The organism is Streptomyces sp. NPDC014861 (assembly GCF_043081625.1).
Classification (GTDB): domain Bacteria; phylum Actinomycetota; class Actinomycetes; order Streptomycetales; family Streptomycetaceae; genus Streptomyces.
This window is the reverse complement of record NZ_JBIBWV010000004.1, coordinates 1-23,495: the sequence shown is the minus strand read 5'-3', so window position 1 is coordinate 23,495 and position 23,495 is coordinate 1. Positions and strand designations below refer to the sequence as shown.

The 23,495-nt window shown below is 72.1% G+C and carries 24 protein-coding genes; 16 read left to right on the top strand and 8 right to left on the bottom strand.

Annotated elements, in window-relative coordinates; all coding sequences use genetic code 11:
- A partial coding sequence (locus ACF1BN_RS09625; protein WP_392331046.1) for a TldD/PmbA family protein occupies nt 1-1,514 on the bottom strand: 1,514 nt, incomplete at its 3' end.
- 298 nt (nt 1,515-1,812) lie between these two features.
- On the opposite strand from ACF1BN_RS09625, the gene fabG reads away from it, so the two are divergent.
- The 3 genes from fabG to ACF1BN_RS09610 all read left to right on the top strand — a co-directional run bounded on the left by fabG (nt 1,813) and on the right by ACF1BN_RS09610 (nt 4,037).
- Nucleotides 1,813-2,532, top strand: a complete 720-nt coding sequence (gene fabG, locus ACF1BN_RS09620) for a 3-oxoacyl-[acyl-carrier-protein] reductase (protein WP_392331045.1) — start codon at nt 1,813-1,815, stop codon at nt 2,530-2,532.
- A 4-nt stretch (nt 2,533-2,536) separates the two neighbouring features.
- On the top strand, nt 2,537-3,313 hold the full coding sequence (fabI, locus tag ACF1BN_RS09615; RefSeq protein WP_392331044.1) for an enoyl-ACP reductase FabI: 777 nt from the start codon (nt 2,537-2,539) through the stop codon (nt 3,311-3,313).
- 316 nt (nt 3,314-3,629) lie between these two features.
- Complete coding sequence (locus tag ACF1BN_RS09610; protein WP_392331043.1) at nt 3,630-4,037, top strand: hypothetical protein; 408 nt, start codon at nt 3,630-3,632, stop codon at nt 4,035-4,037.
- Here ACF1BN_RS09610 and ACF1BN_RS09605 read toward each other — a convergent pair.
- Entirely contained in the window at nt 3,985-4,686 is a 702-nt protein-coding gene (locus ACF1BN_RS09605; protein ID WP_392331042.1) for a FadR/GntR family transcriptional regulator, read from the bottom strand. The two genes, ACF1BN_RS09610 and ACF1BN_RS09605, sit on opposite strands and share 53 nt — an antisense overlap.
- A 181-nt stretch (nt 4,687-4,867) precedes the next feature.
- Between ACF1BN_RS09605 and ACF1BN_RS09600 the strand changes: the two genes are divergently transcribed.
- The 4 genes from ACF1BN_RS09600 to ACF1BN_RS09585 all read left to right on the top strand — a co-directional run bounded on the left by ACF1BN_RS09600 (nt 4,868) and on the right by ACF1BN_RS09585 (nt 7,303).
- Complete coding sequence (locus ACF1BN_RS09600; RefSeq protein ID WP_392331041.1) at nt 4,868-6,196, top strand: CynX/NimT family MFS transporter; 1,329 nt, start codon at nt 4,868-4,870, stop codon at nt 6,194-6,196.
- A 17-nt stretch (nt 6,197-6,213) separates the two neighbouring features.
- The gene (locus ACF1BN_RS09595) at nt 6,214-6,330 is read left to right on the top strand and encodes an SGM_5486 family transporter-associated protein (RefSeq protein WP_360315565.1); all 117 of its coding nucleotides are present in this window, start codon (nt 6,214-6,216) and stop codon (nt 6,328-6,330) included.
- A 215-nt stretch (nt 6,331-6,545) separates the two neighbouring features.
- On the top strand, nt 6,546-6,749 hold the full coding sequence (locus ACF1BN_RS09590) for a hypothetical protein (RefSeq protein WP_392331040.1): 204 nt from the start codon (nt 6,546-6,548) through the stop codon (nt 6,747-6,749).
- Between the two features lie 35 nt (nt 6,750-6,784).
- Complete coding sequence (locus ACF1BN_RS09585; protein WP_392331039.1) at nt 6,785-7,303, top strand: SixA phosphatase family protein; 519 nt, start codon at nt 6,785-6,787, stop codon at nt 7,301-7,303.
- Nucleotides 7,304-7,617: 314 nt separating this feature from the next.
- Here the strand turns inward: ACF1BN_RS09585 and serB are convergent, their stop codons facing one another.
- Nucleotides 7,618-8,859 carry a phosphoserine phosphatase SerB gene (gene serB / locus ACF1BN_RS09580; RefSeq protein WP_392331038.1) on the bottom strand — a complete coding sequence of 414 codons (1,242 nt, stop codon included), beginning with the start codon at nt 8,857-8,859 and terminating at the stop codon, nt 7,618-7,620.
- A gap of 218 nt (nt 8,860-9,077) precedes the next feature.
- On the opposite strand from serB, the gene ACF1BN_RS09575 reads away from it, so the two are divergent.
- A complete protein-coding gene (locus ACF1BN_RS09575; RefSeq protein WP_392331037.1) occupies nt 9,078-11,633 on the top strand; it encodes an FHA domain-containing protein in 2,556 nt (851 codons plus the stop codon).
- A gap of 106 nt (nt 11,634-11,739) precedes the next feature.
- On the opposite strand, the gene ACF1BN_RS09570 is transcribed toward ACF1BN_RS09575, so the two are convergent.
- On the bottom strand, nt 11,740-12,549 hold the full coding sequence (locus tag ACF1BN_RS09570) for a transglycosylase SLT domain-containing protein (RefSeq protein ID WP_392331036.1): 810 nt from the start codon (nt 12,547-12,549) through the stop codon (nt 11,740-11,742).
- An 869-nt stretch (nt 12,550-13,418) separates the two neighbouring features.
- Between ACF1BN_RS09570 and ACF1BN_RS09565 the strand changes: the two genes are divergently transcribed.
- The 3 genes from ACF1BN_RS09565 (at nt 13,419) to ACF1BN_RS09555 (ending at nt 15,598) form a co-directional block, all read left to right on the top strand.
- Nucleotides 13,419-14,564: a GAF domain-containing sensor histidine kinase gene (locus tag ACF1BN_RS09565; protein WP_392331035.1), complete on the top strand. Its 1,146-nt coding sequence runs from the start codon at nt 13,419-13,421 to the stop codon at nt 14,562-14,564.
- Complete coding sequence (locus ACF1BN_RS09560) at nt 14,557-15,201, top strand: response regulator (RefSeq protein ID WP_392331034.1); 645 nt, start codon at nt 14,557-14,559, stop codon at nt 15,199-15,201. Before ACF1BN_RS09565 ends, ACF1BN_RS09560 begins: the two co-directional genes overlap by 8 nt.
- Nucleotides 15,202-15,355: 154 nt before the next feature.
- Nucleotides 15,356-15,598 carry a chaplin gene (locus tag ACF1BN_RS09555; RefSeq protein ID WP_392331033.1) on the top strand — a complete coding sequence of 81 codons (243 nt, stop codon included), beginning with the start codon at nt 15,356-15,358 and terminating at the stop codon, nt 15,596-15,598.
- Between the two features lie 364 nt (nt 15,599-15,962).
- Here the strand turns inward: ACF1BN_RS09555 and ACF1BN_RS09550 are convergent, their stop codons facing one another.
- On the bottom strand, nt 15,963-16,754 hold the full coding sequence (locus ACF1BN_RS09550; RefSeq protein ID WP_392331032.1) for a hypothetical protein: 792 nt from the start codon (nt 16,752-16,754) through the stop codon (nt 15,963-15,965).
- A 144-nt stretch (nt 16,755-16,898) separates the two neighbouring features.
- Between ACF1BN_RS09550 and ACF1BN_RS09545 the strand changes: the two genes are divergently transcribed.
- The 4 genes from ACF1BN_RS09545 (at nt 16,899) to ACF1BN_RS09530 (ending at nt 20,135) form a co-directional block, all read left to right on the top strand.
- Nucleotides 16,899-17,690, top strand: a complete 792-nt coding sequence (locus ACF1BN_RS09545; RefSeq protein ID WP_392331031.1) for an ABC transporter ATP-binding protein — start codon at nt 16,899-16,901, stop codon at nt 17,688-17,690.
- A gap of 103 nt (nt 17,691-17,793) precedes the next feature.
- Nucleotides 17,794-18,222 (top strand): NfeD family protein, encoded by a 429-nt coding sequence (locus tag ACF1BN_RS09540; protein ID WP_392331030.1) that lies wholly within the window; start codon nt 17,794-17,796, stop codon nt 18,220-18,222.
- A 93-nt stretch (nt 18,223-18,315) separates the two neighbouring features.
- The gene (locus ACF1BN_RS09535) at nt 18,316-19,257 is read left to right on the top strand and encodes an SPFH domain-containing protein (RefSeq protein ID WP_392331029.1); all 942 of its coding nucleotides are present in this window, start codon (nt 18,316-18,318) and stop codon (nt 19,255-19,257) included.
- A gap of 125 nt (nt 19,258-19,382) precedes the next feature.
- On the top strand, nt 19,383-20,135 hold the full coding sequence (locus tag ACF1BN_RS09530; RefSeq protein ID WP_392331450.1) for a sulfite exporter TauE/SafE family protein: 753 nt from the start codon (nt 19,383-19,385) through the stop codon (nt 20,133-20,135).
- Nucleotides 20,136-20,193: 58 nt separating this feature from the next.
- Here ACF1BN_RS09530 and ACF1BN_RS09525 read toward each other — a convergent pair whose 3' ends face one another.
- From ACF1BN_RS09525 to ACF1BN_RS09515, 3 genes are all read right to left on the bottom strand, one after another.
- The gene (locus tag ACF1BN_RS09525; RefSeq protein ID WP_392331028.1) at nt 20,194-20,700 is read right to left on the bottom strand and encodes an HNH endonuclease; all 507 of its coding nucleotides are present in this window, start codon (nt 20,698-20,700) and stop codon (nt 20,194-20,196) included.
- Between the two features lie 157 nt (nt 20,701-20,857).
- Nucleotides 20,858-21,397, bottom strand: coding sequence for a YbhB/YbcL family Raf kinase inhibitor-like protein (locus ACF1BN_RS09520; RefSeq protein ID WP_392331027.1), 540 nt, complete (start codon nt 21,395-21,397; stop codon nt 20,858-20,860).
- A 26-nt stretch (nt 21,398-21,423) separates the two neighbouring features.
- Entirely contained in the window at nt 21,424-22,206 is a 783-nt protein-coding gene (locus ACF1BN_RS09515) for a sporulation protein (protein WP_392331026.1), read from the bottom strand.
- 87 nt (nt 22,207-22,293) lie between these two features.
- On the opposite strand from ACF1BN_RS09515, the gene ACF1BN_RS09510 reads away from it, so the two are divergent.
- A complete protein-coding gene (locus ACF1BN_RS09510) occupies nt 22,294-22,956 on the top strand; it encodes a DNA-3-methyladenine glycosylase (protein ID WP_392331025.1) in 663 nt (220 codons plus the stop codon).
- Nucleotides 22,957-23,495: the final 539 nt, after the last annotated feature.

The following is a 23,495-nucleotide window of genomic DNA, read 5'->3' as shown; positions in this document are numbered from 1 at the left end:
GCCTCCTGCGTCGTGTTGAGGATGTTGACGCCCCGGAAGAGGGCGGAGGGGCAGCCGTGCGAGACGGCGGCGACCTGGCCCGGCTGGGCCTTGCCGCAGTTGAAGGCGCCGCCGAGGACGTACGTCTGCGGGCCGCCGACCTGCTCCATCGAGCCCCAGAAGTCGGTGGTGGTGGCCTGGTACGCCACGTCCCGCAGCTGCCCGGCCAGCCGGCCGTTCTCGATGCGGAAGAAGCGCTGGCCGGTGAACTGGAAGTTGTACCGCTGCATGTCGATCGACCACGACCGGTCGCCGACCACGTAGATGCCCCGCTCCACGCCGCCGATCAGGTCCTCGGTCGACAGGCCGCCCGGGTCGGGCAGGAGCGAGACGTTCGCCATCCGCTGCACCGGCACGTGCGCGGGGGAGTCCGCGAACGCGCAGCCGTTGGACCGCCCGAGGCCGGTGAGCTTCGCGATCCGCCGGTCCAGCTGGTAGCCGGTGAGCGTGCCGTCCTTCACCAGGTCCCAGGACTGCGCCTCGACGCCCTCGTCGTCGTACCCGATCGTCGCGAGCCCGTGCTCGGCCGTCCGGTCGCCGGTCACGTTCATCACCGAGGAGCCGTAGGCCAGCTTGCCCAGCTGGTCGAAGGTGGCGAAGGAGGTGCCCGCGTACGCCGCCTCGTAGCCCAGCGCCCGGTCCAGCTCGGTGGCGTGGCCGATGGACTCGTGGATGGTCAGCCACAGGTTCGACGGGTCGACGACCAGGTCGTACCGGCCGGCCTCGACGCTCGGCGCCCGCATCTTCTCGGCGAGCAGCTCCGGGATCTCGTCCAGCTCCTTGTCCCAGTCCCAGCCGGTGCCGGTCAGGTACTCCCAGCCCCGGCCGACCGGCGGCGCGATCGTCCGCATCGAGTCGAACTCGCCCGTGGTGCCGTCCACGGCGGTCGCGGTGAGCTGCGGGTGGAGCCGCACCCGCTGCTGGGTGGTGACGGTGCCGGCCGTGTCGGCGTAGAACTTGTTCTCGAAGACCGTGAGCAGCGAGGCGTCCACGTGCGCCACCCCGTCGGCCCGCAGCAGCCGCGCCGACCAGTCGGCGAGCAGCGCGCTCTTCTCCTCCGCCGGCACCGAGAACGGGTCGATCTCGTACGAGGAGACCCACACCTTGTCCGCGTGCACGGGCTCCGGCGCCAGCTCGACCCGCTCGTCGGAGCCGGCCGCGGCGATCACCCGCGCCGACAGCTGGGCCATCGCCACGGCCTGCGAGGCCACCCGGGCGGCCCCGTCCATCGTGAGGTCGACCCCGGAGGCGAAGCCCCAGGCCCCGCCGTGCACCACCCGCACCGCGTACCCGAGGTCGGTGGTGTCCGAGGAACCCGCCGGCTTGGCGTCCCGCAGCCGCCAGGCGGCGCTGCGGACCCTTTCCAGGCGGAAGTCGGCGTGCTCGGCGCCGAGCGCGCGCGCCCGCGCGAGCGCCGCGTCGGCGAGCGCCCTCAGCGGAAGGGCATGGAAGGTCGGTTCGATCGCATGGACCACGAGCGGCCTCGCTCTCTGCGTGACGGGAACCTGCTGCGGTTGACGGCAACCGGAAGTGAATCACGCCGCGTCACGCTCTTCGGCGCATTTACCGATGACGGAGGGCGACACCGCGGGTGCGCGGCGACACGGCCCGGGGCGCCCGCGGAGCCCTCGCGCGACCACCCCTGGTCCGGTCCGCGTCTGTAGGGACCCGACAGCGACGCCCGCATGCCACTGTCGGAGGCCGATTCCCCATGACGTGGGAGGTACCGATAGGTTTTCGAGGTACCAGACCGCTGATCGAAAGGGTGATCCGTTGAGCCGCTCGGTTCTCGTCACCGGAGGAAACCGGGGCATCGGCCTCGCCATCGCCCGCGCGTTCGCCGAGGCGGGCGACAAGGTCGCGTACACCTACCGGTCGGGCGAGCCGCCGGCCGAGCTCGCCGAACTGGGCTGTCTCGCCGTGCGGTGCGACATCACCGACGGCGAGCAGGTGGAGCAGGCGTACAAGGAGATCGAGGAGAAGCACGGCCCGGTCGAGGTCCTCGTGGCCAACGCCGGCGTGACGAAGGACCAGCTCCTCATGCGCATGTCCGAGGAGGACTTCACGTCCGTCCTCGACACCAACCTCACCGGTACCTTCCGGGTCGTGAAGCGTGCCAACCGCGGCATGCTCCGCGCCAAGAAGGGCCGCGTCGTCCTGATCTCCTCGGTCGTCGGTCTGCTGGGCTCCGCGGGCCAGGCCAACTACGCCGCCTCCAAGGCCGGCCTGGTCGGTTTCGCCCGCTCGCTCGCCCGTGAGCTCGGCTCGCGGAACATCACTTTCAACGTCGTCGCGCCCGGCTTCGTCGACACCGACATGACCGCCGTGCTCACGGACGAGCAGCGCGCGGGCATCGTGTCCCAGGTCCCGCTCGGCCGCTACGCGCGGCCGACGGAGATCGCCGCGGCCGTGAGGTTCCTCGCCTCCGACGACGCCTCGTACATCACTGGAGCCGTCATCCCGGTTGACGGCGGACTGGGAATGGGTCACTGACACCATGGCTGGAATCCTCGAGGGCAAGAAGATCCTCATCACCGGTGTGCTGATGGAGTCCTCCATCGCCTTCCACGCCGCCAAGCTGGCCCAGGAGCAGGGCGCGGAGATCATCCTCACCGCCTGGCCCCGGCCGACGCTCACCGAGCGCATCGCCAAGAAGCTCCCCCGCCCCGAGGCCGTCAAGGTCCTGGAGCTCGACGTCTCCAACGACGAGCACCTCGCCCGCCTGGAGGGCCAGGTGCGCGAGCACCTCGGCGACCGCATCGACGGTGTCGTCCACTCCATCGGCTTCGCCCCGCAGGACGCCCTCGGCGGCAACTTCCTGAACACGCCGTTCGAGTCGGTCTCCACGGCCATGCACGTCTCGGCCTTCTCCCTGAAGTCGCTGACGACGGCCGTGCTGCCGCTGATGAGCGAGGGCGGCTCGGTCGTCGGCCTCACCTTCGACGCGAAGTTCGCCTGGCCGCAGTACGACTGGATGGGCCCGGCCAAGGCCGCCCTGGAGGCGACCAGCCGCTACATGGCCCGCGACCTGGGCAAGCAGAACATCCGCTGCAACCTGGTCTCGGCCGGTCCGCTCGGCTCCATGGCCGCCAAGTCCATCCCGGGCTTCTCCGAGCTGGCGAGCGTCTGGGACAGCCGCTCCCCGCTGGAGTGGGACCTCTCCGACCCGGAGCCGGCCGGCCGCGCCATCGTCGCGCTGCTCTCCGACTGGTTCCCGAAGACCACGGGCGAGATCGTCCACGTCGACGGCGGCCTGCACGCGATCGGCGCCTGACACCGCACGTACCGCACCGGCCGGGGCCGGGTGCGCGTCCCCCAGGGGACCGCACCCGGCCCCGGCCGTCTGTCCCGGCACTTTCCCGGCCCCGGCCGTCTGCCCCGGCATTTCTCCCGGCTCCGGCTGTCTGCCCTGGCTGTTTCCCGGCTTCGGCCGTCTGCCCCGGTTGTTCCTCGGCTCCGGCCGTCCGCCCTGGTCGTTGCCCGCCCCGGCCGCTCCCGGCTCCGGCGCTCTCGACTCGAAAAACCGGGCGGATCACCGCAGACTGGTCGGAGCGTGTCGTTCCGGCTACTCACGGGGAGGAGGTACGGGCATGCGCACGCTCCAGCGCGGCTTCGCCGCCTACGCCTCGGTCGCCGCACTGCTCTTCGGGACCGCCGTCGCCGCGGAGGTCCACGCGGCCCCCGCCCCCGCCGAGGAGCCCGTCGCGGCCCCGTCGGCCGGTGACGGACCGGAGGACTTCGGGGCCTCCTGCCACACGGTCGTCGAGGGCAGCCGGGTCACCGCCCACTGCCGGAACCCCTATCCCCGCACCGACCGCGTACGGCTCCACGTCGAGTGCGACCCCTGGTGGGACCTGGACACCGACAGCGCGCCCGTGGACGTCGCCCCCGCCGACCACGCCACGGTCACCGCCCGCTGCTGGAAGGACGTCCGCTCCGCGTGGGTCACCCACGAACCGCTCGGGGATCCGTCCCCTCCCGCCCGCCCAGGCACATGAACGGATAGCCGGCCGCCTCCTCCGCCGCCCGCTCCGCGTCCCCGCTCCGGATCGCCTCCACCAGGCGCGCGTGGTCCATGTGGTTCTCCGGCCGCAGCACCTGCCCCACGTCGTCGCGCAGCCACTCCCGCAGGAGATCGCCCAGGTCCGCGTAGAGCTCGGTCAGCACGTCGTTCCCGGACGCCGCCACCACCGCATGGTGGAAGGCCGCGTCCACCGTCACGAACCGTTCCGCGTCCCCCGAGTCCCACGCCTCCTCGCGCCGGACCAGCAGCGCGTCCAGCTGCTTCAGGTCCCGCTCCGAGCGCCGCAGGGCCGCGAACCGCGCGGCGGCCGACTCCAGCGTGGAGCGCAGCTCGGCCACGTGCCGCGGATCGGAGCCCGCGAACCGCCGGTGCATCACCCCGGCCAGCTCGCTCGTCGCCGCCACGTAGGTGCCGGAGCCCTGCCGGATGTCGAGCAGCCCGTTGTGGGCGAGGGCGCGGACCGCCTCGCGGACCGTGTTGCGGGCCACGCCCAGCTGCTCGACCAGCTCGGGCTCGGTCGGGATCCGGGAGCCGACCGGCCACTCGCCGGACGTGATCTGGTTCCGCAGCTCGGCGATCACCTGGTCGGTCAGACCGGTGCGCCGGGGGTGCCCGAGGGCCATGGGGGACTCGCCTTCCGGGGAGGGGTCGGGGTCAGGGGTGCTGGTGCCGGGGTGGACGGTTCGAGAGGTGTCCGTGATCGGCGCCTGCGATCGGTGCCTGCGATCGGTGCCTGCGACTCGATGTCCGCGAGCGGTGTTCGCGATTGGACAGCCAATCATCCCATGATTCTATGATGGCTCCATGCCCGACGAGCCGAAGACCCTCGACCCCGCCGCCGCGACCCGGCCGGCCCCCGCCCAGGAGCGCCCCGCGCCCGGCCCGGACGGCGGCCGCTCCGCCCGCTGGACCCTCGGCCTCGTCTCCGTCGGACTGGTCCTCGCCGCGCTCAACCTGCGCCCCGCGATCACCAGCCTCGGCGCCCTCCTCGAAGAGGTCAGCGCCGGCCTCCACATGAGCGGCACCGTCGCCGGTGTCCTCACCTCCGTGCCCCCGCTCTGCTTCGCGATCTTCGGCATCACCGCCCCGCGCCTGGCCCGACGCTTCGGCCCCGCCGCCGTCGTCTGCGCCGGCATGGCCGCGATCCTCGCCGGGCTGCTGCTGCGCCCCCTCGCCAACGGCACCGCCGCCTTCCTCGCCGCCAGCGCCCTCGCCCTCATGGGCATCGCCGTCAGCAACGTCCTGATGCCGGTGATCGTCAAGCGGTACTTCCCGGACCGCATCGGCAGCATGACCGGCCTGTACTCCATGGCCCTCGCGCTCGGCACCTCGCTCGCCGCCGCCGTCACCGTCCCCCTGACCGACGCCCTCGGCGGCGACTGGCGCCTCGGGATCGGCGTCTGGGCGGTACTCGCCGCCGTCGCCGTCCTGCCCTGGCTCCCGCTCGTCAAGGACCGCACCGGCGCCGCCCGTACGGCACCGGCCGCGGCGCCCGGCACGGCCGCGGCGCCCTCCCTCGCGACCCCGACCGTCCCCGCCGCCGAGGCCGCGCCCCGCCCCATGCGCCGCAGCCGCACCGCCTGGGCGCTCGCCTGCTTCTTCGGCCTCCAGGCCACCGGCGCGTACATCACGATGGGCTGGATGCCGCAGATCTTCCGCGACGCCGGCGTGCCCGCCTCCACCGCGGGCGTCCTCCTCGCGGTCACCATGGTCATGGGCGTCCCGCTCGCCTTCGTCATCCCGCGCCTCGCCACCCGGATGCGCCACCAGGGCCCGATCGTCGTCGCCCTCGGCAGCTGCGGCCTCGTCGGCTACACCGGCCTCCTCCTCGCCCCGGCGGGCGGCGCCTGGGTCTGGGCGGTGCTCCTCGGCATCTCGAACTGCTCCTTCCCGCTCGCCCTCACCATGATCGGCCTGCGCTCCCGCACCGGCGCCGGCGTCGTCCGCCTCTCCGCCTTCGCCCAGTGCGTCGGCTACCTCATCTCCATCCCCGGCCCCCTCCTCGTCGGCGTGCTCTACCAGCACAGCGGCGGCTGGGGCGTGCCGATCGCCCTCATGGGCGGGCTGATGGTGCCGCAGATGATCGTGGGATCGCTCGCCGGACGGGACCGGACGATCGAAGACGAATCCTGAGATGCGAGACTGTGCGCATGCCCGTTCTCGAACCCAATCCCCAGGGCGGCCAGAAGAAGCTGCTCCTCGTGCTCGGCGCGATGCTCGGCATCACGGTCGTCATCGGCGTCATCGCCTCGATCGCCAGCCCCTGACCCGACCCGCCCGCGCGAGCGCGGGGGACGCCCGCCCCGGCCCGGGGTAGGGACAACCCCCGTATCCCCTAGGGGGAAGACTCAGGGGCGAGTAGGTGGATCACCGGATGGGCCGCGGCTCCCGCACTCCCTACGGTGGAGACACACCGCGGTTCCGCGGCACCCACCTTCCCCCGTGGACCGCGTCCAGGGGGCACCCCACCACGGAGGCGGCCATGGCGGCCCTCACCCGCACCGGTGACCGGACCACGCCCACCGGCGTCGACACCCGGCTGCCCTGGTGGGCCCTCGCCCTCCCGGTGGCCGCCTTCACCGTGCTCCTCCTGCTGGTCACCGGGCCCGGTGAGGCAGCGGCGGCGGGCGGGGAGGAAGGGATCGGCAGGGTCGTCCGGCTGATCGGGCAAACCCTCGCTCTCTGAGTCAGGACGGGCCGATCCGTGCCAAGCTGTGGACCATGAGCGTCGAATCAATCCGCAGGATCGTGCTGCTCCGGCACGCGAAGGCAGACTGGGGCCAGGAGTCCGACCACGAGCGCCCGCTCGCCGAGCGCGGCCGCAAGGACGCGCCCGTGGCCGGCCGCAGGCTCGCCCAGTCCGGCATCCACTTCGATCTGGCCCTCTGCTCGACCGCCGCCCGCACCCGTGAGACGTGGAAGCTCGCCGTCCACGAGCTGCCCGAGCGCCCGAAGACGGTCTACGAGGAGCGGATCTACGAGGCGTCCCTCGGCGAGCTCATCGCCCTGCTCAACGAGGTCCCGGAAGATGTGGACGACGTCCTCCTCATCGGCCACAACCCCGGCATGCACGCTCTGGCCGACGCCCTCGCCGGGGACGCCGAGGGCGACGCGCTCGCCCGGATGAACCGCAGCGGCTACCCGACCGCCGCCTACGCCGTCCTCACCTTCACCGGCACCTGGAAGTCCGTCGAGCACGGCGTCGGCCACCTCGCCGAGTTCTGGACCCCCCACGCCTGACGGGCCTCGCCGTACGCCTGACGGGCCTCATCCCTGACGGGCCCCACGCCCAGGCCGGCGGGCCCACGGCCGGCGGGCTTTGAGCCTGACGGGCCGGAGCCGGACGGGCCCGCGCCTGACCGGCGGGCCCCGTGCCCGCCCCACGGCCGCTCAGCGGGCAAGGCCCGGCACGTGCACGTGCCCGGGCGCCCCACGGCCCCGGCGGGCGACCCGTCGGCCCGCGACGGGCCCACCCGCGGGAGCCCGTACGCCGAAGGGCCCGGCCGTCCTCGTGACGACCGGGCCCCTCTCCGTACGGCGACGGGCGGGCGGACTCAGTGCTCCAGCGGCTCCTCGCCGCCGTCCGCGACCTCGACCTCCTCGCGGGTGATCCCCAGCAGATACAGCACGGTGTCGAGGAACGGCACGTTCACCGCCGTGTGGGCGGCCTCGCGCACCACCGGCTTGGCGTTGAACGCCACCCCCAGCCCGGCCGCGTTCAGCATGTCCAGGTCGTTCGCGCCGTCGCCGATCGCCACCGTCTGGGCCAGCGGCACCCCGGCCTCCGCCGCGAACCGGCGCAGCAGCCGCGCCTTGCCCGCCCGGTCCACGATCTCGCCCGTGACCCGGCCGGTCAGCTTCCCGTCCACGATCTCCAGGGTGTTGGCCTGGGCGAAGTCCAGCCCCAGCCGCTCCTTCAGGTCGTCCGTGACCTGCGTGAAGCCGCCCGACACCACACCCACCTGATAGCCGAGCCGCTTGAGCGTCCTGATCAGCGTCCGCGCCCCCGGCGTGAGCCGCACCTCGGCCCGCACCTTGTCCACCACCGACGCGTCCAGGCCCTCCAACAGCGCCACGCGCGCGTGCAGCGACTGCTCGAAGTCCAGCTCGCCCCGCATCGCCGCCGCCGTCACCTCGGCGACCTTCTCCTCGCACCCCGCGTGCGCCGCGAAGAGCTCGATGACCTCGTCCTGGATCAGCGTCGAGTCGACGTCCATGACGACCAGCCGCTGCGCCCGCCGGTGCAGGCCCGCCGAGACCACGGCCACGTCCACCCCGACCGTGTGCGCCTCGGTGGCCAGCGCCGTCCGCAGCACCTCGGTCGCACACCCCGAGACCGCGAACTCGACCGCCGTCACCGGGTACTTCGCCAGCCGGAAGATACGGTCGATGTTGCCGCCCGAACCGGCGATCCTGGCCGCTATGGCCGCCGTCTGCTCGGCCGTCAGCGGGTGCCCCAGCACCGTCACGTGCGAGCGCCCCTCACCGCGCGGGCGGTTGTCGCCGGTGCCCGAGATGATCTCCGCCTGGAGTTTCAACGACTCGGCCCAGCTGTGCACGGTGGCGCGCAGCTCGCCCTGGGGGGCGACGGTCGGCTCGGTGACCAGCGCGCACAGCACGAGCCGTCCGCGCGACACGACCTGCTCGATGTCGACGACGTCGACGGAGAAGGCGGCCAGGGTGTCGAAGAGACCGGCGGTGATACCGGGCCGGTCCTTCCCGAAGATCTTGACGAGAAGCGTGGGCACGTCCGCGGCGTGAACGGCGGGAACGTCCGGTGTCTGCGATGCGCTCATGGTGCTCCCACCGTATCGGGCGCCCGTCGCCCCCCGGCGCCCCGTCCCGCGTAGCGGACACCCGGTCGGCCCGGCCCCCGCCGCGACGCCCCCGGCGGCCCTCCCTCGGGTCTTCACGCCGCCCGACTTTCGGATCCGGGACCCGGCCTGAAATAGTTCCCCAGGATGATTCGCCATCCCTAGGGCCCCCGCGACGGGGGTGCAACGGGGGACACACAGTGGGGCATGGAGTGCCAGAACTCGTACTCGAACTCAACGGCAGGACCTGGACGCTGGAGCCGTCCCGGTCGTACACCCTGGGCCGCGACCCCCAGGGGGACCTGGTCATCGACGACGCCAGGGTCTCGTGGCGGCACGCCACGATCAGCTGGAACGGCCGGAGCTGGGCCATCGAGGACCACGGCTCCACCAACGGCACCTTCGTCGCCGGACAGCGGCTCCAGCAGCTGGAGATCGCCCCCGGGACCGCCGTCCACCTCGGCAACCCGACGGACGGCCCGCGCCTGAACCTCTCCGCCGCGCACGCCGGACAGGCCGCGCACACCGGGCAGCCGGCCCACGTCCACCAGGGCGGCGGCGCACCGGTCCACCCCGTGCAGCAGCCGGTCCAGCCGCAGGCGGAGTGGGCCACCCACGACGCCGCGCCGCCGCAGCACGGCGGCTGGCAGCAGCCCGCGCCGCAGGTCCCCCACCAGGGAGGCGGTCCGGTCGAGCAGCTCGCGCAGAAGACCGGTGGCGGCGCGGGGGCGTCCTCGGCCTACTCCGACCGCAGCCCCACCACCTTCCACCAGCTCGCCCTCGGGCACGTGATGCGCATCGGCCGTGCGCTCGAGAACGAACTGGTCGTCTCCGACCTCCAGGTCTCGCGCCACCACGCCGAGTTCCACGCCACGCCCGACGGCCGCATGGAGATCCGCGACCTCGGCTCGCACAACGGCACCTACGTCAACGGCCAGCCGATCCCGAAGGGCGGCTCCGCCCTCCTCGGCCCGCAGGACATCGTCGGCGTCGGCCACTCGACCTTCCGGATCGTCGGCGGCCAGCTGGAAGAGTTCGTCGACACCGGCTCGGTCTCCTTCTCGGCCCGCCACCTCACCGTCACCGTCGACGGCGGCAAGCAGATCCTCAAGGACGTCTCCTTCGGGGTCCCCGAGAAGTCCCTCATCGGCGTCATCGGCCCCTCCGGCTCCGGCAAGTCCACCCTCCTCAAGGCGCTCACCGGCTACCGGCCCGCCAACGAGGGCGACGTCCTCTACGACAACCGCAGCCTCTACAAGCAGTTCGCCGAGCTGCGCCAGCGCATCGGTCTGGTCCCGCAGGACGACATCCTGCACAAGGAGCTGACCGTCCAGAAGGCGCTCCGGTACGCCGCCAAGCTCCGCTTCCCCGGCGACACCGCGACCGCCGAGCGCGAGGCCCGCATCGACGAGGTGCTGCGCGAGCTCAAGCTCGACATCCACAAGGAGAAGAAGGTCACCTCGCTCTCCGGCGGCCAGCGCAAGCGCGTCTCGGTCGCCCTGGAGCTGCTGACCAAGCCCTCGCTGATCTTCCTGGACGAGCCGACCTCCGGCCTCGACCCGGGCATGGACCGCGACGTCATGCAGCTGCTCCGCGGCCTCGCCGACGACGGCCGCACCGTCCTCGTCGTCACCCACTCCGTCGCCGAGCTGGCCCTCTGCGACAAGCTCCTCGTCATGGCGCCCGGCGGCTCCGTCGCGTACTTCGGCCCGCCGGACGAGGCGCTGAACTTCTTCGGCTACTCCTCCTGGGCCGACGTCTTCTCCGCCTTCGAGAACTACCGCGACTACGACTGGGCCGGCCGCTGGAAGGGCTCGCAGCACTACCAGCTGTACGCCGCCGACATCGACGCCGTCGCCGCCCAGCCCGTCCACATGCCGCAGCAGGCGATGTCCCGCCCGCCCAAGCCGCAGGGCTGGGGCTCCCAGCTGTGGACCCTGATCCGCCGCTACACCTCGGTGATCGTCTCGGACAGGGGCTTCCTCGTCCTGATGGTGATGCTCCCGGCGGTCATCGGCTTCGTCTCGGTCGTCATCCCCTCCGACTTCGGCCTCGCCCCGCCCACACCGCCGTCCCGGTTCAACGGCGACGCCGGCATCATCATGCTGATCCTCACGGTCGGCATGTGCTTCTCCGGCGCCGCGAACTCCGTCCGAGAACTGATCAAGGAACGGGTCATCTACGAACGGGAACGCGCCACCGGCCTCTCCCGCTCGGCCTACCTGATGTCCAAGGTCATCGTCCTCGGCGTCATCACGGCCTTCCAGGGCGTCATCCTCTGCGCCATCGGCTTCGCCACCCGCGACCTGCCCGCCGAGGGCCTCCTCATGCCGCCGGCCGTCGAGCTCTGCCTCGTCGTCATCGCCCTCGGCCTCACCTCGATGATGGTCGGCCTGGTCATCTCCGCCCTGGTGAAGACCGCCGAGAAGACCATGCCGCTGCTGGTCATGTTCGCCATCGTCCAGGTCGTGTTCACCGGCATCCTCTTCAAGGTCTTCGGCTCGCCCGGCCTGGAGCAGTTCGCCTGGCTCATGCCGTCCCGCTGGGCCATCGCCGGCGCCGGCACCACGCTCGACCTCGCGCACCTCATGGCGCCGTGGGACCCGAAGAACCCCACCGACCTGGACCCGCTCTGGGACCACAGTGCCGCCCAGTGGGGCTTCAACATCGCCGTCCTGCTCTTCATGACCACCGTCCTCGGCGTCCTGGTCGCGCGCCTGCTGCGGCGCCACGAGCCCGAGGTCATGCGCAAGTAGCGGCCCCGCCGGACGCAGGCGCCCGCACGCGCCCCGCTCCCGCCCCGCACGCGCCGAAGGGCGGCACCCCGCACGGGGTGCCGCCCTTCGGCGTCGTCGAGGCGACTCAGTAGGCGCTGTTGACGTTGTCGATCGAGCCGTAGCGGTCGGCCGCGTAGTTGGCGGCGGCGACGATGTTGGCGACCGGGTCGTACTGGTCGAACTTGGTGCCCTTCACGTGGTACGCCTTGAAGGTCGGGTAGATCACCTGGAGCAGACCCTTGGACGGGACGCCGTTGATGGCGTTGATGTCCCAGTTGTTGATCGCGTACGGGTTGCCGCTGGACTCGCGCATGATGTTCTTGTGCAGGCCGTTGTACGAGCCCGGGATGTTGTGCTTGTCCATGATGTGCAGCGCCTCGCGGATCCAGCCGTCGAGGTTGTTCGCGAAGACCGGGGTGCGGGTGACGGAGCGGCTCGCGGCCGTCGTCGTGGCGGCACGCTTCTTCGCGGCGGCCTTCGCCTTGGCCTCGGCCTTCGCCTTGGCCGCGGCCTTCGCCTTCGCGGCGGCCTTCTTCGCGGCCGCGTCGGCCTTCGCCTTCGCCGCGGCCTTGGCCTTGGCGGCCTGGACGGCCTTCGCCTTGGCGGCGGCCTGGGCCTTCGCCTTCGCCGCGGCGTCCAGCTTGGCCTGGAGGCCGACGGTGGTGTGCTGGTCGGCCACGCTCGCGGCCAGCGCCTTCGCCTGCGGAGCGTTGGCGTCGTACGACCAGGCCACTCGCTGGTTCGTGTTCAGCGCCTGGGGCTCGGTCTCCGTGGAGCCGTTGCCGGGCACGAGGGAGAGGGTGAGCGCGGCTGCGCCCAGAGCGGCGACGCCGGCGATCGTGGCCTTGTGGGTCTTCTTCAGACCACGACTGTGGCCAGGGGTGTTCTGAGACATGCAGGACTACCTCTTCGAATCGCTGGGGGTCGCTGGGCCGGGGCGGCGCTGCGCCTGCTCGGCGGCGACGGGGGCAATTCTTAGCGGCAGCAAAATCGCGTGGCAAAGGTGTGACGTACGATCCCGGGTAGTGGATCAGGGCTCCGTGTATGTGCCCGACACACCCCTTCAGGTCCGGTTGGTCCCACCCCGAACCGGTGCAGAACGCTCCACTAGGGAGCTTCGTAAGTGACCTGCGTCCTATGCGCGGGCTCACATCGGACGCGTAACAAGCTCACCGGAAGTTGCGGAGGCAACGCGCACAGTCAGCGTTGTCCGCCTCAAGGAGGAGAAGCCCCCGCCCGAACTCCTCCGAGACGGCCACCCGCGCCCACCGCCCCGGCGTACACCCGTGTACGCGAGCGGCCCGGCGTACACCCGTGGCCGTGGGCGGCCTGGCGTACACCCGTGCACGAGGCGGCCTGGCGTGCACACGGGCGGCCCGGACCGCCCCTCGCACGCGCGCGCGTGCTCCCCTCTCCCTCCCGTTTCCCCCTCCGGGCCCACCCAGCCCCTTCCGGGCCCAGACACACCCCCCTCCGGCTCCCACAGCGCCGGACGGCGCCACCGACAGCGCTCCCGACGCCACGCGCGCCCGCCCGACGCCACGCGCGCCCGTGCGGACGCCCCGGGCGGCCCTCCCAGCCCGCCCCGCGCGTGTGTGCCGTACGCCGCCCCTCCGCCGCCCCGGCTCCCTCCCACCCTCGACCAGGCCTCCGGTCAAGGCCCCGACCAGGCCCCCAGGGCATTTCGACCTAGGTCCCGGGACCCGGTCCACCGCCGTCCCCAGCCCCATACGGACCGTCACACCCCGCCGGTACCGTGAACCCATGAGCCACCGACCGAGCTCCGGCCTCGCCGCCGTGAGCACCGCGCTCCTGGCGATGAGCCGGCAGATGGAGGTCCGCGACGTCCTCAAGACGATCGTGGCCTCCGCCCGCGAACTCCTCGACGCCGAGTACGCGGCCCTGGGCGTCCCCGACGACCACGGCGGCTTCGCGCAGTTCGTCGTCGACGGCGTCACCGACGAGCAGTGGAAGGCCATCGGCCCGCTGCCCCGGCAGCACGGCGTCCTCGCCGCGATGCTCCACAAGGCCGAGCCCGAGCGGCTCGCCGACGTCCGCGAGGACCACCGCTTCGGCGGCTGGCCCGACGCCCACCCCGAGCTCTCCGATTTCCTCGGCCTCCCCGTCCGCGACGGCGACGAGACCCTGGGCGCCCTCTTCCTCGCCAACAAGCGCTGCCCCAAGCCCGAGGGGAGCTGCGGCTTCACCGCCGAGGACGAGGAGCTCCTCGGCATGCTCGCGCAGCACGCCGCCATCGCCCTCACCAACGCCCGGCTGTACGAGCGCAGCCGCGAGCTCACCATCGCCGAGGAGCGCTCCCGGCTCGCCCATGAACTGCACGACGCCGTCAGCCAGAAGCTCTTCTCGCTCCGGCTCACCGCCCAGGCCGCCGCCGCCCTCGTCGACCGCGACCCCGCCCGCGCCAAGGGCGAGCTCCAGCAGGTCGCCGCGCTCGCCGCCGAGGCCGCCGACGAGCTGCGCGCCGCCGTCGTCGAGCTCCGCCCCGCCGCCCTCGACGAGGACGGCCTCGTCCACACCCTGCGCACCCAGATCCAGGTCCTCGACCGCGCCCACACCGCCACCGTCGTCTTCGACAGCCCCGGCATCCGCGCCCTGCCCGCCGCCCAGGAGGAGGCAGTCCTCCGGGTCGCCCAGGAAGCCCTGCACAACGCCCTGCGGCACGCCGACGCGGCCCGGGTCACCGTCGCCCTCGCCCGGCACGGCCAGGGCGCCCGGCTCACCGTCACCGACGACGGCCGGGGCTTCGACCCCCGGGCGGTCCGCCGCGCCGGCCGTCACCTCGGCCTGGTGTCCATGCGCGACCGCGCCGCCGGAGTCGGCGGCGCCCTCACCGTGACCTCCGCCCCCGGCGAGGGCACCACGATCGATATGGAGGTCCCCGGTGGCTGACAAGCCCATCCGCGTGCTCCTGGTCGACGACCACCAGGTCGTCCGCCGCGGCCTGCGCACCTTCCTGGAGGTCCAGGACGACATAGAGGTCGTCGGCGAGGCCGCCGACGGCGCCGAGGGCGTCGCCCGCGCCGAGGAGCTCCGCCCCGACGTCGTCCTCATGGACGTGAAGATGCCGGGCACCGACGGCATCGAGGCCCTCAAGCGGCTCCGCGCCCTCGCCAACCCGGCGAAGGTCCTCATCGTCACCAGCTTCACCGAGCAGCGCACCGTCGTCCCCGCCCTCCGGGCCGGCGCCTCCGGCTACGTCTACAAGGACGTCGACCCCGACGCCCTCGCCGGCGCCATCCGCTCCGTCCACGCGGGCCACGTCCTGCTCCAGCCCGAGGTCGCCGGCTTCCTCCTCACCCAGGACGAGCCCCAGGGCGGCACGGGACGGGGCACGACCCTCACCGAGCGCGAGCGCGAGGTCCTCGGCCTCATCGCCGACGGCCGCTCCAACCGGGAGATCGCCCGGGCGCTCGTCCTCTCCGAGAAGACGGTGAAGACCCACGTCTCGAACATCCTGATGAAGCTCGACCTCGCCGACCGCACCCAGGCGGCGCTCTGGGCGGTACGCCACGGCCTCACGCCCTGAAACACTCCCGTCACGCGCCGGGGCGCACGCCCGTTCACAACGTCATACCGTCGGGTGCACATCCCCCGTTCGGCGCAACCCGACGGGGCCGGCGGCGTTCTCCATGGCGTGCTGCGGCGGACCGGCCGCAGCGATGACCAGGAGGAAGTACCAAGTGAAGAACCTCAAGAAGGCCGCCGCCCTCACCATGGTCGCCGGTGGCATCGTCGCCGCCGGTGCCGGTGTCGCCTCCGCCCATGGCGCCGAGGCCCACGGCCAGGCCCTCAACTCCCCGGGTGTCGCCTCCGGCAACCTGGTGCAGGTCCCGGTCCACGTTCCCGTGAACGTCTCCGGCAACACGGTCAACGTGATCGGCCTGCTCAACCCCGCCTTCGGCAACGGCGCCTTCAACGGCTGACCCGCCACCCCACGGCCCCCCGGCACCCCGCCCGGGGGCCGTCCCCTTTTCCCCGCGCGTGAGGAAGCCCCCACCGCCCGCCGGGCCCCTCCCGCTCGCCGCCGGGGGCGCCTCCAGGACCGCGGCCCGCCGCACCGGCCCCCGTCCGCAGGGAACCGCGCCCGCAGCGGACCGCGAGGCCCACACGTCCGTACGACGGCCGACACCCGCCCGCGAGCCCCACAGCGAGACCGCGCCCGCCGCAGGGCGCGCGCCCGGCGCGACGGGACGGGCACGCGCCCCGCCCGCGCCACGCCCCCCGCCCGTGGCACGCGCCCCCCGCGCCGCCCGCGGTACGCGCCGAGCCGGCGCCCGACCGCCCGGGTCAGACCCCCCGCTCCCGCTCCCGCTCCTCCACCCAGGCGTTGTACGCGGCGACCTGGGCTCGCCGGGCCACCCGCTCCACCGGCCGCAGCACCTCGCCCCGCGCCGCCATCTCGGACGCGCTGACCGCGCCGCCGTGGCCGTTGCCGTAGGCCAGGTCGACCATGAGGCCGATCCGCTGGGCCAGCTCCAGGACCCGGACCGCGCGCGGCGGGTATCCGGGGGCCAGGACCTCGCGGCCCGCCTCCGCCCGCGCCCGGTACGCGTCCCGGGCCGCCTCCGCCGCCGGACCCGACGCCGCCACGTCCAGCCGCGTCAGCGCCGTCGTCGCCTCCCGCAGCGCCTCCGCCAGCTCCCGCTCCGCCTCGCTCAGCGACGGCACGTCCGCCGGCGGGGCCTCCCGCACCGCGAGGCAGTGCCACACCACCTCGACGTGCAGGTCCCCGCGCGGCCCCGCCTCCGAGACCTCAGGCACGAGACCGTACGGCGCCCCGTGACCGACCACGGCCTCCTCCGCCTCCAACGCGCGCGCGTTGAAGTCCGGCGGACCGCTCAGCCCCAGCGGATGCCCCGGCGCCGGCAGCGCCACCCTCCACCCGGTCACCCCGAGCCGACGCAGCCGCCCCAGCGCCAGCGTCAGCCCCACCGGGCCCGCCTCACCCGGCAGCCCCGCCACGCGGTGCACCGCGTCCTCCCCGACAATCGCCAGTGCCGCGTCGTCCGGCGACACCGCCCCGGCCAGCAGGGCGTTCCCCCAGGCGGCCAGGCGTCCTGAACGTGGTTCCGAAAGCATCCCCCCAGACTAAGGACCCGAACGACGCCCTAGGGACCGGGCCGCCCCGCCGATGACGTAGGTTTTCCCGTGGACGCCGCGCCCGCGGCCCAAGGCGACGACACGAGCCGACACGACTCGACGGCAAGGGGAGACAACGCGCTCATGAGCGATGTACTGGAGCTGGTGGACGTATCCGTGGTCCGCGACGGACGGGCTCTGGTGGACGGGGTCTCCTGGTCGGTCAAGGAAGGAGAGCGCTGGGCCATCCTCGGCCCCAACGGCGCCGGCAAGACCACCCTCCTCAACGTCGCCTCCAGCTACCTCTACCCCACCACCGGCACCGCCACGATCCTCGGCGAGCGCCTCGGCGGCGTCGACGTCTTCGAACTGCGCCCCCGCATCGGCATGGCCGGCATCGCCATGGCGGAGAAGCTGCCCAAGCGCCAGACCGTCCTGCAGACCGTCCTCACCGCCGCCTACGGCATGACCGCCACCTGGCACGAGGACTACGACCCGGTCGACGAGGACCGCGCCCGCGCCTTCCTCGACCGCCTCGGCATGAACGACTACCTGGACCGCAGGTTCGGGACCCTCTCCGAGGGCGAGCGCAAGCGCACCCTGATCGCCCGCGCGATGATGACCGACCCCGAGCTCCTCCTCCTCGACGAGCCCGCCGCCGGTCTCGACCTCGGCGGCCGCGAGGACCTGGTCCGCCGCCTCGGCCGCCTGGCCCGGGACCCGTACGCCCCCTCCATGATCATGGTGACCCACCACGTCGAGGAGATCGCGCCCGGCTTCACCCACGTCCTGATGATCCGTCAGGGGCAGGTGCTCGCCGCCGGACCCATGGAGACCGAGCTCAACTCCCGCAACCTCTCCCGCTGCTTCGGCCTCCCGCTCGTCGTCGAGCGCGTCGGCGAGCGCTGGACCGCGCAGGGCCTGCCCCTCAAGTAGCCCCGCCCCGCAGGGCCGTGATCCGCCGTGACCCGCACAGCCACGGCACCGGCACCGCACCGCGCCCTGTCCCACGAGGCCCCACCCGCCCTACCATGACCCTGTGGACATCGACGCATGGATCTGGTGGCTGATCGGCGCGGTGGGGCTCGGCATTCCCCTGGTCCTCACCGCGATGCCCGAGTTCGGCATGTTCGCGGTCGGCGCTGTGGCGGGAGCGGTCACCGCCGCCCTCGGCTTCGGCGTCGTGGCCCAGGTGATCGTCTTCGTGGCGGTCTCCGTCGCCCTCATCGCCGTCGTCCGGCCCATCGCCGCCCGCCACCGCGCGGGCGACCCCTCCCTGGCCACCGGCATCGACGCCCTGAAAGGCCGTCAGGCCCGCGTCCTGGAACGGGTCGACGCCCAGGGCGGCCGCATCAAACTCGCCGGCGAGATCTGGTCGGCCCGCTCCCTCGACGCCACCCGCGTCTTCGAACCGGGCGAGGAGGTCGACGTCGTCGAGATCGAGGGGGCGACCGCCGTGGTCATCTGACCGAAGGCCGCCCATGACGCCCCGGCGTCTGGGAAACTCGATCATCGAAACAGACCCGGCAGACAACCGGCAGCGAAGGGCACGGGGAACACGATGTCAGCAGTCATCATCGTCCTGATCATTCTGGTGGTGCTCGTCTTCATCGCCCTGATCAAGACGATCCAGGTCATCCCGCAGGCCAGCGCCGCGATCGTGGAGCGCTTCGGCCGCTACACGCGCACCCTCAACGCCGGCCTCAACATCGTCGTCCCGTTCATCGACACGATCCGCAACCGCATCGACCTGCGCGAACAGGTCGTCCCCTTCCCGCCCCAGCCGGTGATCACCCAGGACAACCTGGTCGTCAACATCGACACCGTCATCTACTACCAGGTGACCGACGCCCGGGCCGCGACCTACGAGGTCGCCAGCTACATCCAGGCCATCGAGCAGCTCACCGTCACCACCCTCCGCAACATCATCGGAGGCATGGACCTGGAGCGGACCCTCACCTCCCGCGAGGACATCAACGCCGCCCTCCGCGGCGTCCTCGACGAGGCCACCGGCAAGTGGGGCATCCGCGTCAACCGCGTCGAGCTCAAGGCGATCGAGCCCCCGACCTCCATCCAGGACTCGATGGAGAAGCAGATGCGCGCCGACCGCGACAAGCGCGCCGCCATCCTCCAGGCCGAGGGCGTCCGCCAGTCCGAGATCCTCCGCGCCGAGGGCGAGAAGCAGTCCGCCATCCTCCGCGCCGAGGGCGAGTCCCAGGCCGCCGCCCTGAGGGCCGAGGGCGAGGCCCAGGCCGTCCGCACCGTCTTCGAGGCCATCCACGCGGGCGACCCGGACCAGAAGCTCCTCTCGTACCAGTACCTCCAGATGCTCCCCAAGATCGCCGAGGGCGACGCCAACAAGCTCTGGATCGTCCCCAGCGAGATCGGCGACGCCCTCAAGGGCCTCTCCGGAGCGCTCGGCAACATGGGCCAGGGATCCCCGGCCCCCTCCTTCTCCAAGGACGTACCGGCCGCCAGGCGGGAAGAACCGACCGTCGACTGAACTAATGGCTGACACGTACACGTAAGTCCGGGCATGATCGGTGCGAGCCCCTCGACCCTCGCCGCGCGCAGGGCGGGGAGGCGAGCCACTGACCATGTGAGGAAACGGCCTTGTCCATCTGGGAAATGCTGGCGGTCCTCGCCGCCGGCATCGGCGCCGGCGCCATCAACACCATCGTCGGATCGGGAACGCTCATCACCTTCCCGGTCCTCCTCGCGACCGGACTGCCCCCGATCACCGCGAACGTGTCCAACGCCCTCGGCCTCGTCCCCGGCTCCATCAGCGGCGCCATCGGCTACCGCCGCGAACTCAAGGGCCAGACCCGCCGGGTGCTCCGCCTCGGATCCGCCGCCCTCGTCGGCGGCCTCGCCGGCGCCGTCCTGCTGCTCGCCCTGCCCTCCGAGGCCTTCGACGCGATCGTCCCCGTCCTCATCGGACTGGCCCTGGTCCTCGTCCTCTTCCAGCCCCGCATCGCCGCCGCCCTCCGCCGCCGCCGCGAACGCACCGGCACCGAGGCCCACCCCGACGGCGGCCCCGCCCTCCTCGTCGGCCTCACCCTCGCCAGCATGTACGGCGGCTACTTCGGCGCCGCCCAGGGAGTCCTCTACCTCTCCCTGATGGGCCTGCTCCTCAACGACGACCTCCAGCGGATCAACGCGGTCAAGAACATCCTCGGCGCTGTCGTCAACGGCGTCGCCGCCGTCTTCTTCCTCTTCGTCGCCGAGTTCGACTGGACCGCCGTCCTCCTCATCGCCGTCGGCTCCACCCTCGGCGGACAGATCGGCGCCAAGGTCGGCCGCCGCCTCAAGCCCGCCGTCCTGCGCGGCGTCATCATCGCCGTCGGCGTCGTCGCCATCCTCCAGCTCACCCTCAAGTGACCCCGGCACGACGCAGGGCCCGCCCCCTCGGGGGCGAGCCCTGACACGTCCGTACGGATCAGGCGGCGGTACGCGCCAGCCAGTCCGGCAGCTCCGACCGCTCACCGGCCCGCAACGCCAGCAGCATCGCGTCCGCCGGCGTCGGCACGAACGGCTGCACCAGCAGGGGCATCCCCGCCTGCTCCGGCGTCCGGTCCGCCTTCCTGTGGTTGTCCTCCGCGCAGGAGGCGACCGTGTTCAGCCAGCTGTCCCCACCCCCCTGCGCCCGCGGCACCACGTGGTCCACCGTCGTCGCGCGTTTCCCGCAGTACGCGCACCGGTGCTGGTCCCTGACCAGCACCCCCCTCCTCGACCACGGCGCCTGTCTTCGGAAGGGCACCCGGACGAACCGGCAGAGCCTGATCACCCGGGGCACCGGAAGGTCCACGGCGGCGGCACGCACCCGCAGATCGGGATGGGACTGCTCGACGACGGCCTTGTCCTGCAGGACAAGCACCACCGCGCGGTTGAGCGTGACCGTCGAAAGCGGCTCGAAGCTCGCGTTCAGAACCAGCGTGTCCCGCATGGTGCCCACCTCCCGTGTGCCGGCCCACCCCCCTGGCGGGCTTGGATCAAACGATGGCCGGGCAGGCCAGGGTCGGACAACGTAATTTCGTGCGCAACAAAAGATGCCCGCTTCTGATCTCTCCAAGACCAGAAGCGGGCAAACAACAGACGAACGATCAGCCTGCCGGGGGAGCCGCGTACTCACCGACCAGCTGGGCCCGGCCCAGCGTGTGGAAGCGCAGATTGAACCCGACGGCCGCCGGCGAGGTGTCGGCGTCCGGCCCGAGCCTCTCCGTGTCCACCGCGTACACCGTGAAGACGTAGCGGTGCGCCGGATCACCGGCCGGCGGGGCCGCCCCGCCGAAATCCCTCGACCCGTAGTCGTTCCGCGCGTGCACCGCGCCGGCCGGCAGCCCCTCGAAGGAGCCCGAACCGGCACCCGCGGGCAGCTCGGTCACCGACGCCGGGATGTCGAAGAGCACCCAGTGCCAGAAGCCGCTGCCCGTCGGCGCGTCCGGATCGAAGCAGGTCACGGCGAAGCTCTTGGTCCCCGTGGGAAACCCCTCCCAGCGCAGCTGGGGGGAGGTGTTCCCCTCCGCGTACACCTGGGCGTCCTTCAGCACCGCGCCGGGCGCCACGTCGTCGCTCGTCACGGCGAAATCCGCCACCGGCGGATGGAAGGCGTGGGGGAGCGGTGCCCTCTGAGCCTCGGACATGGTCGAAACCTCCGGATCGTTCGGTGTCACATCCAGTTGCGACGGCCGCCGACCTCGGCGAGCCACTGGTTGAGGTAAGCGTTCCAGTCGGTGCCCCGGTAGTCGTCCAGACCCACCTTGAACGCCCGGAAGGAGTCGCTGCCCTCGGTGAAGAGCCCCGGCTTCTTGTCCATCTCCAGGACGACGTCCATCTCGCGGTCGTCCGCGACGAAGCTGACCTCGACCTGGTTCAGGCCGCGGTACTGCTGCGGCGCGAAGAACTCGATCTCCTGGTAGAAGGGCAGCTTCTGGCGGGTGCCGCGGATGTGCCCGCGCTCCATGTCCGCGCTCTTGAAGCGGAAGCCCAGCTGGATGAAGGCGTCGAGGATCGCCTGCTGCGCCGGCAGCGGGTGCACGTTGATCGGGTCGAGGTCGCCCGAGTCGACCGCGCGCGCGATCTCCAGCTCGGTGGAGACGCCGATCTCCATGCCGTGCAGACGCTGGCCGCCGATCGTGTTGACCGGGGTCTCCCACGGGATCTCCAGACCGAACGGCACCACGTGCACCGCGCCGGCCTTCACCTCGAACGCCCCGCCGAGCCGCACCTTCACGAATTCGACGTCCTGCTTGTGCTCCTGGTCGCCGCCCTCGACCTCGACGCGCGCCTGGAGGCCGACGGACAGCCCCTCGATCTGCTGGTCGACGCTGCCGCCCTGGATCCGCACCTCGCCCTGGACGACACCGCCCGGGACCACGTTCTCCTCGGTCAGGACCGTCTCCACGGTCGCCCCACCGGCACCCAGGCTCGCCAGCAGCTTCTTGAATCCCATGCCACTCTCCTTCTCGTTCCTGTCCCCATACATACGCGCGACGACCGTAGCGGGTTCCGGAGTGCTCCCCCGTTACGCTCGGACGCCATGAGCGAGAGCCCCGACCGTACGCCGCTCCCGCGGAGCTTCTTCGACCGCCCCGTGCTGGAGGTCGCCCCCGATCTCCTCGGCCGCACCCTCGTGCGTACGACCGACGAGGGACGCATCGAACTGCGACTCACCGAGGTGGAGGCGTACGCCGGAGCGATCGACCCCGGCTCGCACGCCTTCCGCGGCCGCACGCCCCGCAACGCGGTCATGTTCGGCCCGCCGGGACACGCGTACGTCTACTTCACCTACGGCATGTGGCACTGCCTGAACCTGGTGTGCGGCCCGGAGGGCGAGGCGAGCGGGGTACTCCTCCGAGCGGGCGAGATCCTGCGCGGCGCCGAGCTGGCCCGCCCCCGCCGCCGCTCGGCCCGCAGGGACGCCGAACTGGCCCGGGGCCCGGCCCGCCTCGCCACCGCCCTGGACGTCCCCCGCGCCCTCGACGGCACCGACGTCTGCGCCGGCCCGGACGCCCCCCTCGAAGTCCTGACCGGCACCCCACCGTCCCCTTCCCTCATCCGTACGGGCCCGCGCACCGGCGTCGGCGGCGACGGCGCCCCGCACCCCTGGCGCTTCTGGATCGCCGAGGACCCCACGGTCAGTCCGTACCGTCCCCACACGCCCCGGAAGCGCCGACTTGACCCGGCCAGGCCGGACGCGTAATGTGGCCCGAGCCGCTTGAGACGGTGGTGCTTTTTCAAGCGCCCCGAGAGCGGCAAACCACTCACTGCTACGAATCCCTCCGGGGCTTATTTCGGCATGCCGAAATTCGTTCCGAAAGGCTCGATTATGAGTCGCCGGGGAAATCGGCTAAAGTAGTGAACACGCCGGAAGGCCCCGAGAAAAACAATTCGGGACCGGAAAGCACCGAGGAAATCGGGTCGGAAAGATCTGATAGAGTCGGAAACGAAGAAAGCGCAGGAAGCGCCCGGAGGGCCTGGAAACAGGAACGAAGGAAGCGTCCGCACCTTGAGAACTCAACAGCGTGCCAAAAATCAACGCCAGATTAGTTGATACCCCGTCCAACCGGTTTCGGTTGGTCGAGGTTCCTTTGAAACAAAACACAGCGAGGACGCTGTGGACGGTCGGTCACATTCCGACCTGACCGTCCCGCTCAACGCGAGTGTCACCCGATCACGGGTAAACATTCACGGAGAGTTTGATCCTGGCTCAGGACGAACGCTGGCGGCGTGCTTAACACA

Coding starts and splice junctions, on each gene's coding strand:
- ACF1BN_RS09595 (WP_360315565.1), top strand. CDS start 6,214: ATGCCCGTTCTCGAACCCAATCCCCAGGGCGGCCAGAAGAAGCTGCTC.
- serB (WP_392331038.1), bottom strand. CDS start 8,859: ATGAGCGCATCGCAGACACCGGACGTTCCCGCCGTTCACGCCGCGGAC.
- fabI (WP_392331044.1), top strand. CDS start 2,537: ATGGCTGGAATCCTCGAGGGCAAGAAGATCCTCATCACCGGTGTGCTG.
- ACF1BN_RS09600 (WP_392331041.1), top strand. CDS start 4,868: ATGCCCGACGAGCCGAAGACCCTCGACCCCGCCGCCGCGACCCGGCCG.
- ACF1BN_RS09525 (WP_392331028.1), bottom strand. CDS start 20,700: ATGCGGGACACGCTGGTTCTGAACGCGAGCTTCGAGCCGCTTTCGACG.
- ACF1BN_RS09610 (WP_392331043.1), top strand. CDS start 3,630: ATGCGCACGCTCCAGCGCGGCTTCGCCGCCTACGCCTCGGTCGCCGCA.
- ACF1BN_RS09530 (WP_392331450.1), top strand. CDS start 19,383: ATGCTGGCGGTCCTCGCCGCCGGCATCGGCGCCGGCGCCATCAACACC.
- ACF1BN_RS09545 (WP_392331031.1), top strand. CDS start 16,899: ATGAGCGATGTACTGGAGCTGGTGGACGTATCCGTGGTCCGCGACGGA.
- ACF1BN_RS09585 (WP_392331039.1), top strand. CDS start 6,785: ATGAGCGTCGAATCAATCCGCAGGATCGTGCTGCTCCGGCACGCGAAG.
- ACF1BN_RS09565 (WP_392331035.1), top strand. CDS start 13,419: ATGAGCCACCGACCGAGCTCCGGCCTCGCCGCCGTGAGCACCGCGCTC.
- ACF1BN_RS09510 (WP_392331025.1), top strand. CDS start 22,294: ATGAGCGAGAGCCCCGACCGTACGCCGCTCCCGCGGAGCTTCTTCGAC.
- ACF1BN_RS09605 (WP_392331042.1), bottom strand. CDS start 4,686: ATGGCCCTCGGGCACCCCCGGCGCACCGGTCTGACCGACCAGGTGATC.
- ACF1BN_RS09590 (WP_392331040.1), top strand. CDS start 6,546: ATGGCGGCCCTCACCCGCACCGGTGACCGGACCACGCCCACCGGCGTC.
- ACF1BN_RS09515 (WP_392331026.1), bottom strand. CDS start 22,206: ATGGGATTCAAGAAGCTGCTGGCGAGCCTGGGTGCCGGTGGGGCGACC.
- ACF1BN_RS09520 (WP_392331027.1), bottom strand. CDS start 21,397: ATGTCCGAGGCTCAGAGGGCACCGCTCCCCCACGCCTTCCATCCGCCG.
- ACF1BN_RS09570 (WP_392331036.1), bottom strand. CDS start 12,549: ATGTCTCAGAACACCCCTGGCCACAGTCGTGGTCTGAAGAAGACCCAC.
- ACF1BN_RS09535 (WP_392331029.1), top strand. CDS start 18,316: ATGTCAGCAGTCATCATCGTCCTGATCATTCTGGTGGTGCTCGTCTTC.
- ACF1BN_RS09550 (WP_392331032.1), bottom strand. CDS start 16,754: ATGCTTTCGGAACCACGTTCAGGACGCCTGGCCGCCTGGGGGAACGCC.